The organism is Acinetobacter sp. YH12097 (assembly GCF_013419225.1).
GTDB classification, from domain to species: domain Bacteria; phylum Pseudomonadota; class Gammaproteobacteria; order Pseudomonadales; family Moraxellaceae; genus Acinetobacter; species Acinetobacter amyesii.
This window is the reverse complement of record NZ_VPAN01000007.1, coordinates 26,102-39,093: the sequence shown is the minus strand read 5'-3', so window position 1 is coordinate 39,093 and position 12,992 is coordinate 26,102. Positions and strand designations below refer to the sequence as shown.

11 protein-coding genes and 3 tRNA genes are annotated in these 12,992 nt (G+C 41.8%); 8 read left to right on the top strand and 6 right to left on the bottom strand.

The window, feature by feature from the left end; all coding sequences use genetic code 11:
- The first annotated feature begins 47 nt into the window (after nt 1-47).
- The 5 genes from FTU37_RS04905 (at nt 48) to FTU37_RS04885 (ending at nt 5,294) form a co-directional block, all read left to right on the top strand.
- Nucleotides 48-305: a succinate dehydrogenase assembly factor 2 gene (locus tag FTU37_RS04905; protein WP_078189264.1), complete on the top strand. Its 258-nt coding sequence runs from the start codon at nt 48-50 to the stop codon at nt 303-305.
- The gene (locus FTU37_RS04900; protein WP_180123909.1) at nt 298-684 is read left to right on the top strand and encodes a hypothetical protein; all 387 of its coding nucleotides are present in this window, start codon (nt 298-300) and stop codon (nt 682-684) included. The genes FTU37_RS04905 and FTU37_RS04900 overlap by 8 nt, the downstream gene beginning before the upstream one ends.
- Before the next feature lie 521 nt (nt 685-1,205).
- The gene (locus FTU37_RS04895; RefSeq protein WP_180123908.1) at nt 1,206-2,288 is read left to right on the top strand and encodes a hypothetical protein; all 1,083 of its coding nucleotides are present in this window, start codon (nt 1,206-1,208) and stop codon (nt 2,286-2,288) included.
- A gap of 41 nt (nt 2,289-2,329) precedes the next feature.
- Nucleotides 2,330-2,902, top strand: a complete 573-nt coding sequence (rrtA, locus tag FTU37_RS04890; RefSeq protein ID WP_180123907.1) for a rhombosortase — start codon at nt 2,330-2,332, stop codon at nt 2,900-2,902.
- Between the two features lie 190 nt (nt 2,903-3,092).
- Nucleotides 3,093-5,294 carry a TRAP transporter large permease subunit gene (locus FTU37_RS04885; protein ID WP_078189260.1) on the top strand — a complete coding sequence of 734 codons (2,202 nt, stop codon included), beginning with the start codon at nt 3,093-3,095 and terminating at the stop codon, nt 5,292-5,294.
- An 87-nt stretch (nt 5,295-5,381) separates the two neighbouring features.
- Here the strand turns inward: FTU37_RS04885 and FTU37_RS04880 are convergent, their stop codons facing one another.
- The 6 genes from FTU37_RS04880 to rnr form a co-directional block, all read right to left on the bottom strand.
- Entirely contained in the window at nt 5,382-6,257 is an 876-nt protein-coding gene (locus FTU37_RS04880; protein WP_180123906.1) for a DMT family transporter, read from the bottom strand.
- 66 nt (nt 6,258-6,323) lie between these two features.
- Entirely contained in the window at nt 6,324-6,761 is a 438-nt protein-coding gene (locus FTU37_RS04875; RefSeq protein ID WP_180049281.1) for a hypothetical protein, read from the bottom strand.
- 15 nt (nt 6,762-6,776) lie between these two features.
- Nucleotides 6,777-6,986 carry a YheV family putative zinc ribbon protein gene (locus FTU37_RS04870; RefSeq protein ID WP_171256675.1) on the bottom strand — a complete coding sequence of 70 codons (210 nt, stop codon included), beginning with the start codon at nt 6,984-6,986 and terminating at the stop codon, nt 6,777-6,779.
- Nucleotides 6,987-7,026: 40 nt separating this feature from the next.
- Entirely contained in the window at nt 7,027-9,066 is a 2,040-nt protein-coding gene (locus FTU37_RS04865) for a M3 family metallopeptidase (RefSeq protein WP_180123905.1), read from the bottom strand.
- Between the two features lie 74 nt (nt 9,067-9,140).
- A complete protein-coding gene (locus FTU37_RS04860) occupies nt 9,141-9,725 on the bottom strand; it encodes a hypothetical protein (protein ID WP_111885424.1) in 585 nt (194 codons plus the stop codon).
- Between the two features lie 79 nt (nt 9,726-9,804).
- Nucleotides 9,805-12,222: a ribonuclease R gene (gene rnr, locus FTU37_RS04855; RefSeq protein ID WP_168379126.1), complete on the bottom strand. Its 2,418-nt coding sequence runs from the start codon at nt 12,220-12,222 to the stop codon at nt 9,805-9,807.
- A 268-nt stretch (nt 12,223-12,490) separates the two neighbouring features.
- Between rnr and FTU37_RS04850 the strand changes: the two genes are divergently transcribed.
- The 3 genes from FTU37_RS04850 to FTU37_RS04840 all read left to right on the top strand — a co-directional run bounded on the left by FTU37_RS04850 (nt 12,491) and on the right by FTU37_RS04840 (nt 12,794).
- Nucleotides 12,491-12,580: transfer RNA gene (locus FTU37_RS04850), tRNA-Ser, on the top strand.
- A 15-nt stretch (nt 12,581-12,595) separates the two neighbouring features.
- Nucleotides 12,596-12,672: transfer RNA gene (locus FTU37_RS04845), tRNA-Arg, on the top strand.
- A gap of 45 nt (nt 12,673-12,717) precedes the next feature.
- A tRNA-Arg gene (locus tag FTU37_RS04840) sits at nt 12,718-12,794 on the top strand.
- The last annotated feature ends 198 nt before the right edge of the window (nt 12,795-12,992 follow it).

Sequence of the window (12,992 nt, the reverse complement as noted above, 5' to 3'; positions counted from 1 at the left end):
TGGGGTGGATGAGTTACACTAGACGGGTTCAACGATTGGGGAAGACAATGACTGATGAAATCAGCTTAGAAGAGCGTAAAGTAATCTACCGCGCACGTCGTGGTTTAAAAGAGATTGATGTTTATTTTGATCCCTACGTCAAAAATTACTATTTACAAGCCGATGCAGCTGAAAAAGACATGTTTGCAGAACTCGTTGCTGCAGAAGATCCAGATTTGTTGGATTGGTTTATGGAAGTTAGTGAACCGCCACGTCCTGAATTAAAAACGTTTATTCAAAAATTAAAACATTACGTTCATGGATAATCGGCAATTCAAACTGAAACGCAGTTTTTTATCGCATGCGTTTCAGTTTTTTATTTTTGCGGTATTGATGACGCTGCTTTATCAGTTACTAATACCTATGCTTTGGGGGGTATTTTTCCTCATTGGACTAGTGGTTTATGTACTGTTTTTCCGTAAGCATTTACACGTCACCAGTCTAGATTATTTGGATGGAACTGATTGGTCTTTGCAACGGCTCAACCGTCCAGTGCAACGCGTTCAAATTAGCCATATTTTGGATCATCAAATGTATATCGTGGTGTATTTTATGCATGCGCGTGCAAAACCAGTGATTATTTGGCGCGATCAATTGTCATTGAAACAGTGGAAATCACTCAAAGTATTGGCCAAAATGATCTAATTGTTAGACAGCCTTAATTTTTAAAATTCAATAAAATGAAAAATATTTCATTATCTTATATTGCAGGTAAAATAATCTTGTCTGACAGGATTGGATTTTATTGGCAAAATATTTAAATTGTCTGACAATTTTAAGCTGTGCGATGATTCTCTGCCTATATATTAGCCTTACCAACAGCCGTTAAAGGAAATCATCATGATGATGCCAACTTGGATGTTTCTGGTAATAGCGATTGTGTTAGCAATTGTTATAGGACGACTAGGAACAGTGCTGAAGGAACAGTTAACTCAAAAATAAGCAGTCAAACGCTTTCACAGTTAATAAGTAGCATGTGCCGAACCGTCGCTATGCTACTTTTTTTTTGCCTAAAATTTAGTCTTTCTAAAAAATCAGTCAATTGCATTCAGCGTGATTCATGGCACAGTGTGTCGTTCAAATTAGAGCAAATACTCTTTTATTCATTTTTTGCTTCTGATATGTTTGTCGTGATGGACATAAACACAATTATAGAGGACAGGAAAATGTCGAGCGTCCAAAAAATATGCCAGGGTGTGGCAGTTGTAGCAATAACAAGTACATTATTCGCGGGTTGTTCACAGGTTGTAAAAACCGGTGCTAATGTTGCACTCGGATTTACCGAAAAACATATTGTGCCACCAATTTTAGCCATGGAAGATGCTGAAATGGTGTGTAATTCAGGTAATTCATTAACCCCAGCCATTATGGCCACCAAAGATATGGGCGCAGACCCAACACGTGTGGCTGTGTTGATGTATTCAGCAGCAGGGATTTGTGCAGAACAAAAAGCCTTGGATGCAGAGTTACGTTATTTACGTGCATCTAAAGCTAACCAAGTAACCGAAGCACAGGATGCCCGTGTTGAGCAAAAGCGTTGGGCGGCACTTGCGGCACAGCGTCAATATACCGGCTATCAATTATTTCAAGATCGTTTTGAAAAGAAGTATAAGAAAAGTCTAGGTGAAGGCTGTCCAAAAATGAACAGCGACATTGACCAAACAGTGTATATGTTGGGAATGTTAAGTGGCTTACAGGCCATGACCAATGATATTAACTCAGGTGGGGCGGTAAACGTTCCTAAAGACATTGCTGCGATTGTTGAACGCGGTATGGTATGTCTGAATAATGAAAAATTCTGGGGCGCACCAAATGCAACCCGTGCTGTGATCTGGACGTTATTACCGGGTGCTGGAGATGGAAAACCTGATCCATACCAAACCTTAAAACAATCCGCGCAAATTGGTGAGCAAAAAGGCGTAAGACTGTCACATGCGTTATATGCAGTTGCTGCACAAGCCAGTGGCGATGATGCGAAAATCCGTGATGCCTTACGTACCTTTGCACAGGCGCGTAGCGATGAAAAACCTGTTAACCCGCAGTTTAAGCTTATCGATAGTATGGCTGAAAGCATGGTGAAAGGGATTTCAGATCGTTATTGGACTGAACATACAGGTGTTCGTACCGGTGACGATGGTATGGAACATTTCTGGGATGAAAGTGCCAATAGTTCAGAACTCGATGATTTGTTTAGTGGCGATGCTGAAACCAGTGGTGCTACAGAAACGAGTGGTGCTGCAACAAATTAATGTAAAACAAAGTCCAAATGTGAGGTACAAGAGGAGCGAAAATGAAAACACAGTTTTTAATACCGAAAATTGTCTTTCTTGCTGTATTCGTTTCGATCTGTGCCTCGCTACAGGTATTTAAAGACTATTTTATCTACTGGCAAGATGACTTATTTCATGACTTTTGGCGCTTATGGACGGCCCATTGGGTTCACGTCGGTTGGATTCATTTTGCTTTAAATATGTTGGCCTTTATCTGCTTACCGTTTATTTTTCCAAGAGTTTCAATATGGCACTTTGTGGCCATCTTATTGATATTATCCCCTTTAATCAGTCTGAGTTTCTATTTTTTCCTTCCCGATATTGAAGCCTATGCCGGATTATCTGGTGTCTTACATGGTGCCTATGTCGCGGTCGCTTGCGTACATTTAATGTATAAGCGGGAGCGAAATTTTGCAGCCTTTGTTCTCTTGCTGATTTTGGCAAAATTGGTGTGGGAAAATACCGTAGGGAATACCGGAACGGCAGAATTAATAGGAAGTCCCATTTTAGTCGAAGCCCATTTATTGGGGGTGATCTGGGGCATTGTCATCGCCGTGTTTTATCTTATTGGTAATTATTTCTGGGATCGCTAGCGCACTTTAGGTGATTGGGTTGACAAAAAAACCGAAAAGAAAATACATATTGTCATTTTAATGTTTTGAATATTGATGCAAATTTAAACGTAATAATAAAACAGTTAGGTCAGGGAAAGGAACTTCTCGAGCCGCTAAGGAAAAGGATGCTTGGCTCCGCTAGGCTCCAAAATAAAAAATAGGAAGACTCATGCAAAATGATGCACAAAACAGATCCGGCATCGTCGGGCTGTTAAGGTATGTCTGGACAGAATGGATTTCGACTCTAGTCGTGTTGATCTTGCTTCTGCTTACATTGATTATCGGGACAGGGGAGATGATTCATGGTCAGCTTCTGCGTACTGGTGAGCGTTTGTATGGTAATGAAAGCATTGGGATGCAGTATTCATTTTTACGTGCAGAACCGACCAAGCCAGATTGTGACCGCCACCCAGATGTAGAAAAAATGGTGCAAACGCAAATGAAAGCCAATGCGGCCGACGAATTTGCTGACATTTTTGGTACAGCATCTGAATCCGATGTACGTGCATCGGTCATGGCAGGTGTACAGCAATGTGAAGAAAAATTCCAATTTTATGACAAAGCAAAAGCTTATTTAGATGAGCATCCAAGTATTCGTACTTATCGTGCGATTGAGACGACATTCTTTGGCATCTTTAAATTTGGTTCTGAAAACCGCGTATTGATTCTTTTATTAATGGTCTTGGTATCTGCCATTACCGCTTCAGTGAAGTTCCATCATATTGGTCTGCGTGCGCCAACAACACGCTTGGATTATAAAGTCTATGCTTTATTCATGGCGATTGGTAATGGTCTATTAACTTTCTCGGTGTATAGCCAATTTAATTCAGTCCTGAATTCTGGGGTGAAATCGACCACAGAAACTTTGGCGGTATATTGGTTGTGGTTAGCCCTGTTTGGTATTGTCACCCTCATCAGTATTTATCAGTTCTTTAAACCACCTGCTGCGAAAGAGCCGGGGCCGGGGAATATTGGTTTTGCGCTATTGAGTGTACCGTTGTATGCCTTTATGGCGATTATTACGGGTGTGGCATTTACCTTCTTTATGGACTATCCAATGGGTCAGGGGATTTACCTCGGACAGTTGGTTGAATTCTCCGGAATTTTCCTAAACCTTGCATTGTTTATTTGGGCCGGGATGTTATTGACCCAAACGCGCGTGATGGATCTGTTCTTAGGAATTTTACGGCCATGGAACTTAGCACCAGAGACCTTGACGTGGTTAATTCTGATTGCCGCGGCGATTCCAACCGCCTATACCGGTGCTTCAGGGATCTTTGTTGTAGCAGCCGGTGCAATTATTTATAAAGAAGTGTGGAACTCCGGCTCTCGTCGTCAGTTCGCACTCGCTGTATCAGCAATGTCAGGTTCCTTGGGTGTGGTCATTCGTCCGTGTCTATTGATTATCTTGATCTCGATGCTTGATAGCCGCCACGTGACGTCAGATGAACTATTTGATCACGGTATCTATGTGTTCTGGCTCACGGCATTCTTGTTCTTGGGTATTTCACTGTTCTTGGCAGAAACACGTTTCCGTGTGGCATCGCCGAAAGTGGCTATTCCGGGCATGCTGAAAGCGTTCATTCCTGTGATTCCGTATATCGTACTGACCTTGCTTGTGATTGCTTTCTACAAGTACGGTTTAGATACACAAATGGATGAATTCACCGCACCTGTGGTTCTACCGATCATTCTGATTGTTTATATTATGTTTGATCGTTGGTTTGCAGATCGTTTTACTTCGCAAACTGTAGATGCACATGAACAACTCAGCTTACAACATGAGCAAAGTTCTGAGTTCATGCGTGAACATGGTGGACATGGGGCTAACCGTCGTGGTTTCGGTAGTTCAATCTGGTTTGCCTCTTCTGAAACAGTTGGTCATATTGGCGCATTAATTATCTTAATGGCCTTGTCGGCAAGTGTCGGCGGTTTGATTGAACGGACAGAAATCGTTGAATTATTACCAACGCATTTGGGCAATATCTACATTTCCTTAGCCTTTATCGCATTGTTGTTGGCGATTATTGGTATGACGACAGATCCATTCGGGGCAGTGATTTTGGTTGCAGCAACGATTGCACCAGTAGCTTATGAAAATGGTATTCATCCGATTCACTTCTGGATGATCGTTTTGGTTGCCTTTGAGCTCGGTTATGTTTCGCCACCTGTAGCGCTGAATCACTTGTTGACACGACTCTCCGTCGGGGATGAAGAGGTGCGGGCAGCAGATGCAGAAGCAAAAGCCCAATACACCAATTTCTATTATCGCTATGAACGTTGGATTTTACCGATCCTTGTATTGTTCCCAGCTTTGGTGATCGTGACTTATGCTCCTTATATTCTGAAACTGTTTGGTTGGTACCAATAAATTAATTTTGAAGCATTAAAAAAGCACCTTCGGGTGCTTTTTTATTGAATAAGGGGCTGTGCATTTGATGGTAAATGGTTTGAATCTTTATGACTTTTTAAACTTATTTTGTAGGATTGGACTACAGAGCAAAATCGCTAAAAATATAAAAGCAAAGCCGAATAGGCTGTAAATGTCTGGCAGTTCCTGCCAAAGAATAAAGCCCCAAATACCTGCAAAAATAATCGTGATATAGTTCACGGGGCCAATTTGACCTGCGGGTGCGAGCTTATAGGCATTGGACATAAAAATTTGACTGATATTGGCCAAAAGTCCCGCTGTAATCAGAAAAGCTAACTCTTTTAAACTATAGGGACGCCAGAGCCAAAACATTGGGATCATGGAAATAAGTGTGCCAAAAAAGCAGAAATAAAACACAATGCGTTCAGGCGGTTCTGTTGCTGTAAGCGCACGGACAGTGACAAATGCCATGGCTGCCAAGAAGCTTGCGCTCAGTCCGATGAGTGATAACTGATTGAACATTCCTGCATCGGGCTTTGCGACGAAGAGCACGCCGATTAAACCAATGACTGCGGCAATGAGCATACTCAGGGTCATTTTTTCTTTTAAAAATAACCATGCAATTAAGGGGATAAAGATCGGTGAGGAATAGGTGAAGACCATGGCATTGGAGAGTTTTAAGTGTGCGATGGCATAAAAAAAACCATACATTGCCACTAAGCCCACGATTGAACGCCAGGTATGCATCCACAGTTTTTCAGTTCTAAAAAACCTGCTGCCTTTTTGTAGGATCAAAGGGAGAAAGATCAATAAGCCAACCGCATTGCGAAAAAATACGATGGTGGCATTATCTACTGTGTGAGATGCGTAGCGTATACAAACCCCCATGATGGAAAAAAGCAGCGCTGATAGCATGAGAAAGCCAATTGCTTTGGGGATATTTTGTGGTGTAGTAGTGGACATAACAAAAAGGCTAGAAAATCTGATGATATTCTAGCCTATAAGTACGCATGGTGTAGCAGAAGTCGGTTATTTTGCTTGTTGTGCTAACTGTGCTTCGAGTAATTTAATTTGTTCTTCTTTCAGTTTAATCAGTTCATCTGCATCTGAATGTTGCTGTTTTAAACTTTGCTCCTGATCATTCAATTGTTGTTGAATGTCATCTAATTTGGCAATTTCTTCTTTGGCTAAAGAGGCATTTTCAGGCACAGCTGCATCTAAAATGTCTTCTTCGACCAATTTAATGGTGTCAGTCTCTGCGGCAGGGACTGATGCTTCAGTTTCAGATTGGACTGGGACTGCAACAGGCGGTTTAGCCGGTGCAGCGACCATTTCTTCTTGAAGTTCAGATTTATCTGCTGTACTGCTGCTTAACCATTGATATGCAAAAAAGATAGCAATCAATAACGTTAAGCCCCCAATGATTCCAACTAACAGTTTTGGATTATTTCTTTGATCTTCTGTCATTTTTGACCTTAATTTTTATTTAGGCTGACGTGGCTTAAATTGGATCACACCGATATCGTCTGGCACGGCGGGTTGTTCAGGTTGATCGACATGAGTCGGTCGATTTTCACTGTAACCACAATCAATGCATTCGATCCATTCGTCTTCGCCAGAGGTCAGCATGACAACCCGGTCCATCGCTTGGCATTTTGGACATTTTGCACCTGCAATGAAGCGTCGTTTAATGGTCATCATACTTACCTTGAATCTAACTAAGGTCCTTAGTTTAAGCGTTTTTAGATGCGTTCGTCCAACCTTGATGACGCAGCAAAGCATCTATTTTTGGCTTGCGTCCGCGGAAATTGATAAATGCGTCAAGTGCCGTATCTTTTCCGCCAACTGCTAGAATAAATTGTCTAAACGACTTGCCAGTCGAAGTATTAAAAATTCCTTCATTTTCGAATCGGTCGAAGGCATCACTCGCCAAAACCTCTGCCCATTTGTATGAATAATAACCAGCAGCGTAGCCACCTGCGAAGATATGACTGAAACCATGTTGGAAACGGTTGTACGAAGTGGTGGGTGCAACCGCATATTTTTGACGAATATCATCTAGGGTGTGTTGGATGCCTTCAGCGTCCAAAGCAGGGTTAGCCTTATGGATATTTAAGTCAAACATGGCAAATTCAATTTGACGTAAAGTTTGCATCCCTGATTGGAAGAAACGCGCATCTTGCAGTGCTTTTAGCAGATCGGCTGGTAAGGTTTGTTTTGATTCAACATGTTCACTGAGTAAATCTAAACTTTCTTGATCCCAAGTCCAAAATTCCATGAATTGACTTGGTAGCTCTACTGCATCCCACGCCACACCATGTGTACCAGCCACAGCAATGTTATCGACTTCAGTGAGCATGTGATGTAAGCCATGACCAAATTCATGGAACAGCGTCGTTACTTCATCATGGGTGAGTAAAGCGGCTTGCTCACCGACAGGTGGGGTGAAGTTGCAGACCATGTAGCAAATTGGTTTTTGCAGACCATTTTCAGTTTGCATACGTGAACGGAAACCGCTCATCCATGCGCCGCCACGTTTACCGCTTCGTGCATAAAGGTCAAAGTAGAAACCACCAATGACTTGACCTTGATCTTCAAGTTCATAATAACGTGCGTCTTTATGCCAAACATTTGCTTCACGTTCAATCACGTGAATACCATATAAGCGATTCACAATGCTGAACAAGCCTTGAATAATTTTTGGCGCAGGGAAGTAAGGTTTTAATGCTTCTTGCGATAAATTAAATTGTTGCACTTTCAGCTTTTCAGAATAATAAGTGCTATCCCATGGCTGTAGTTCAGTGATGCCATCTTCGCTTGCAATCGCTTTTAGCTCTGCAATCTCTTGGGTTGCAGGTGCACGTGCATGTTCAGCCAAATCACGTAAGAACGTATCGACAGCTTCAACACTTGGCGCCATTTTACTTGCCAAAGATAAATCGGCATACGAGTCGAAACCTAGCAAACTTGCCATTTCATGGCGTAGGCTGAGGATTTCTTCGATGACAGGCGTGTTATCAAACTCAGGTTTATCAGATTGATCTGAAGCACGTGTTGTATAAGCTTTATAGAGTTCTTCACGTAGTTCGCGATTTTGCGCATAGGTCATAATCGCTAAATAGGATGGGAAATCTAAAGTTGCAACGGGTTGTTCTAGCTCACGTTGTTGACCATATTGTTTTAACAGTTCAATACTGCTTTCTGGTAACCCTAGGAGTTGTTCTTCAGTAAGTGGCTTGAAGTAGGCTTGTGTAGCATCGAGCACGTGATTTGAGAAGTCAGAAGAAAGCTGTGACAGACGTGAAGAAATTTCTGCATAACGTGTTTTTGCTTCACCTTCTAAAGCGACACCTGAAAGCTTGAAATCACGCAGTGCAAGTTTAATCGCACTTTGCTGTGCTGTAGGTAGGTCACTAAAAATAGGAGCATCGTGTAGATGCTGATAGGTTTGATATAACGGTGTATGTTGACCAAGTTGTGTGTAGTATTCACTTAAACTTGGTAATAAAGCCTGATGAACTTCACGTGTTTCGGCATTATTCATGACAGCATTGAGGTGCGAAAGCACGCCCCATGCTTCACTCATGTTATTTTCAAGGGTATCGACGTGTTCGAGTACTTGTAGTTGTGCTTGTACGGATTCGGGTACATCCGTTAATTCTTTTAAAAATGCCTGACCTTGGGCAATGCTCTGTTCAATCTTTTGTTTTAAGTCTGCAAGGGTAATTTGGTCAAATTGTGGAACAGGCAAAGTTGCCTTTTCTAATGTCATGTCGGTCTGCCGATTTATTTCCTGTGTTATTTGTAGAAGTAAGGCTTCTAGAAGGATAAATCAAGCCTTGGGTGCTATTTATTCGCTCTTGTTTCACCGTGGATAGATTGAATATCTTGGATGTAGGTGCCAAAGCGCCCCTCAATGACCGATAATTTTATGAATAGATTTTGATTTTTGTAGTGTTCATATTCATCTACATTGATTCGAAACATACCAGTAGAGTCATACGGTGTTTCAATAGAATAGTAGACACTTCCTTTTTTACCATGTTTTTTAACAGCGCTTGCTTCCAATGTCACCACAGTAGGTGTACCCAAAACTAGGGTATGAAGCAGAGGAGGATAGACAACTAGATTTAAGTAAAGAAACAGAATTACAAAAATAGGGAAGAGGAGTAAAAAATAGAATTTTGGCTTTTTTTGTACATTTGTCCATGTACGTGGAATGATCCATTGTCCGTATCTATGCAGAACATAAAAGTAGATCAAAACAGCCAAATAAATCAACGTTGCAACAATGAAGGCTGTGATTTTGACTTGATTTGTTGGGGTGAAGTCTATAAAAAAGAGAGCAATCAGTGCTGAAATACTAAGTACAAAGACTAAGCATATTACATATTCATGGTAATAGTATTTAGTAATTTTCTGTGATGTCATGATTTTTAAGTGGTTTATTTTTATAGAGATATATTAAATAAAAAAGAGCGCCGTAGCACTCTTTTTTATTTAGTAAAATTTACTCACCCTTTGCTTTGGCATTGGATTTTTTCTTTTTTACTTTTAACTTTTTCTTCACTTTATCTTTAGCCTTCGCTTCAGATTTGCTTGCAGATTTTTTAGCAGGCTTTTTACCGAATGAACTGGGCTTAGATTTCGATTTTTTGCGTCGTATGGGCTGTTCTCCATCTTCAGCAGCGTTGGTTTTACGCTCTGAAAAGACTTCTTCTTTGGCTGTAGGTTTTGCAACACGAGGGGCACGTGCGCGAATAGCGCGACCTGCATGGCTCAATTGTTGAATCAATTCAAAGTCGATTTTGCGCTCTTCTAGATTTACACCAGCAACTTTAATTTTCACTTCATCGCCGAGACTGAAAACTTGACCTCGAGATTGACCAATTAAGCTCTGACTTGGTTGGTCATAGACGAAGAAGTCATCACCCAATTGGCTGACGTGGATCATGCCATCAACATATAAGTCTTTGAGCGTTACAAACAGGCCAAATTCAGCAGTCGCACTGATGGTGCCGACAAACTCTTCACCCAAATGCTGCTGCATGTAATGGCACTTCAACCATGTAGTGACAGAACGAGAAGCTTCATCTGCACGGCGCTCAGTCGCAGAGAAGTGTTCACCTGCATCATCCAGCGAAGCACCAGAAATTGGGTAAGGCTTTTTCTTCAATTGTGCTTTGATGGCACGGTGAAGTAACAAGTCTGGATAACGACGGATTGGAGATGTGAAATGCGTATACGCTTCATAAGCCAAGCCAAAGTGACCTGCATTGTTCGCGCCATAATAAGCTTGCATCATTGAGCGGAGTAAAACGGCATGAATGCTTGGAGCATCAATACGGTCTTTAGTGGCATCAATCACGGCTTGATAGTCAGCTTGAGTCGGCTGTTCAGGGAATGGCAGCCCCAATAACTTCACAAAGTCACGAACCTTTTGAATGCGTGAAAACTCAGGTGGCTCATGCACACGGTACAGCATCGGAATTTCATTTTTTAATGCATATTCTGCCGCTGCGACGTTTGCCAACAACATGCATTCTTCAATTAACTTATGTGCATCATTACGGCTACGCGGTAAGATTTCATTAATACCGCCAAGCTCATCAAAAGTCATATAAGTTTCAACGGTTTCAAATTCCATCGCGTGGCGTTCAGCACGTAAGCCTTTCAACACTTGATACAATTGGAATAGGGTATTGACCGATTTACGCACATCACGGTCTTCAGGAATGGCTTGACTATTACCCTCAAAATATTCGGCAACTTGGGTATAGGTCAAACGAGCTTTTGAATGCATCACACCCGGATAGAATTCAAACTTGGTAACACGACCCGCGCGAGATAAGTTTAAATCACAGACCATACATAAGCGGTCTAGGTGTGGGTTCAAAGAACATAAACCATTCGACAGCGCTTCAGGCAACATCGGCAATACAAAATGAGGGAAGTACACCGATGTACCGCGCTCTTGAGCTTCGTCATCGAGTGGTTTACCCGGACGTACATAATGGCTGACATCGGCAATTGCCACCACAACACGATAACCACCACCTGGACGTTTTTCCGCATACACGGCATCATCGAAGTCGCGGGCATCTTCACCATCAATGGTGACAAGCGCTAAATCACGTAAATCGACACGACCTTCACGGTCTTGTTCTGAGGGTTCTTTAAAGCTGTCAGCTTCTTGTTGTACCGCTTCAGGGAATTCGTAAGGTAAACCAAACTCTAAAATGGTTTGCGGAATAATAATTTCAGTGTCTGCTTTATCAGCCATCGACTGAACAATATGGCCTGTCGCAAATTCTTCTTTGGTTGGGTAGCTGTCAATCGCAATACGCACAGAGTCGCCGAGTTTGACTTTGGCATGCTCGATTAATTCTTTTTCTAAAGTAATCGGTTGGTGTGCATTGGGATTTGCCGGCTGAATAAAATATTCACCTTCATACTCAGACACTTTACCAATAATTTCTTTGACACGATGCTGTAGAACTTCAGTAATAAAGCCCCATGCCTTGCCTTTACGGTCTACCGACGTTTGGCGGACTTTAACACGGTCACCATTAAACACCTGACGCAACTCACGTTCAGGAAGTAAAAGGTCATCTTCACCACTAATATTGGCTGTGCCTAAACCTTTTGAGTTGATATAAACCGTTGCTTCATGAGTCGGTTGCTCAGCTGCAAGCTGGAACTTAAATCCATCTTTCATCAACTGACCATCTCGAACCATCGCAATCAGACGATGACTCAGTGCATCAATACTTTTTTGATCGGCAATTTCAAAATGTTCTACAAGATCGGCATGCGACATTGCAGTTTTCAGTTGTTCAATCGTCTCTTGAATCAGAGTACGGCTTGGAATTGGATTGTCATAACGTTCGGCTTCAGCTTTTGCTTCAGGGTCGACCCAGTTTTTCATATGTATTTGGCTTCAAATCAGAAGATTAGGATTAGCATAAGTCATGCAAGCAGATACTGCACGCAATTGATTGCAATAAAGTGTTTTATGCCGATATTTTATAATGTTTAAAGCTGAAAAGTAGGGGATAGCAGCGCGTGCTGAACTAATTTTGCACTAATTTTTTGAAAATCGTTTAAAAAATATCTAATTGAGTAAAAAAATGAAAAAAATATAACGACTGTGCTTGCAGTCGTATCATGATCTTTGTATTATGGCGGCACGTTACGGTGAGATGGGTGAGTGGCTGAAACCACATCCCTGCTAAGGATGCATACGGGCAACTGTATCGAGGGTTCGAATCCCTCTCTCACCGCCACGATTTACTTATGTCGCGCTCATAGCTCAGCTGGATAGAGCACTTGGCTACGAACTAAGGGGTCGGGAGTTCGAATCTCTCTGAGCGCACCAATAAGTAAATCTGAAAACGTAGTCTTTTAAGACGACACAAGTTACGCGCTCATAGCTCAGCTGGATAGAGCACTTGGCTACGAACTAAGGGGTCGGGAGTTCGAATCTCTCTGAGCGCACCAACTTGAACAAATTACCGCACATGTTGCGGTTTTTTTGTGCTTGTGATTTATCGCTTTGATATAGCTGTCTTTTGTCTTTTGTCTTTTGTCTTTTGTCTTTTGTCTTTTGTCTTTTGCTTGGATTGTATAAAGCGTTCTTTTTCATAAGACGACCCATCAGTAAATTTGATTTTGCTTTCTTCCATAGATAACCTTTTT

Bases quoted from the DNA above. Each gene is read 5' to 3' on its own strand.
- FTU37_RS04880 (WP_180123906.1), bottom strand. From the start codon at position 6,257: ATGTCCACTACTACACCACAAAATATCCCCAAAGCAATTGGCTTTCTC.
- FTU37_RS04885 (WP_078189260.1), top strand. From the start codon at position 3,093: ATGCAAAATGATGCACAAAACAGATCCGGCATCGTCGGGCTGTTAAGG.
- FTU37_RS04860 (WP_111885424.1), bottom strand. From the start codon at position 9,725: ATGACATCACAGAAAATTACTAAATACTATTACCATGAATATGTAATA.
- FTU37_RS04905 (WP_078189264.1), top strand. From the start codon at position 48: ATGACTGATGAAATCAGCTTAGAAGAGCGTAAAGTAATCTACCGCGCA.
- FTU37_RS04895 (WP_180123908.1), top strand. From the start codon at position 1,206: ATGTCGAGCGTCCAAAAAATATGCCAGGGTGTGGCAGTTGTAGCAATA.
- FTU37_RS04875 (WP_180049281.1), bottom strand. From the start codon at position 6,761: ATGACAGAAGATCAAAGAAATAATCCAAAACTGTTAGTTGGAATCATT.
- FTU37_RS04900 (WP_180123909.1), top strand. From the start codon at position 298: ATGGATAATCGGCAATTCAAACTGAAACGCAGTTTTTTATCGCATGCG.
- rnr (WP_168379126.1), bottom strand. From the start codon at position 12,222: ATGAAAAACTGGGTCGACCCTGAAGCAAAAGCTGAAGCCGAACGTTAT.
- rrtA (WP_180123907.1), top strand. From the start codon at position 2,330: ATGAAAACACAGTTTTTAATACCGAAAATTGTCTTTCTTGCTGTATTC.
- FTU37_RS04865 (WP_180123905.1), bottom strand. From the start codon at position 9,066: ATGACATTAGAAAAGGCAACTTTGCCTGTTCCACAATTTGACCAAATT.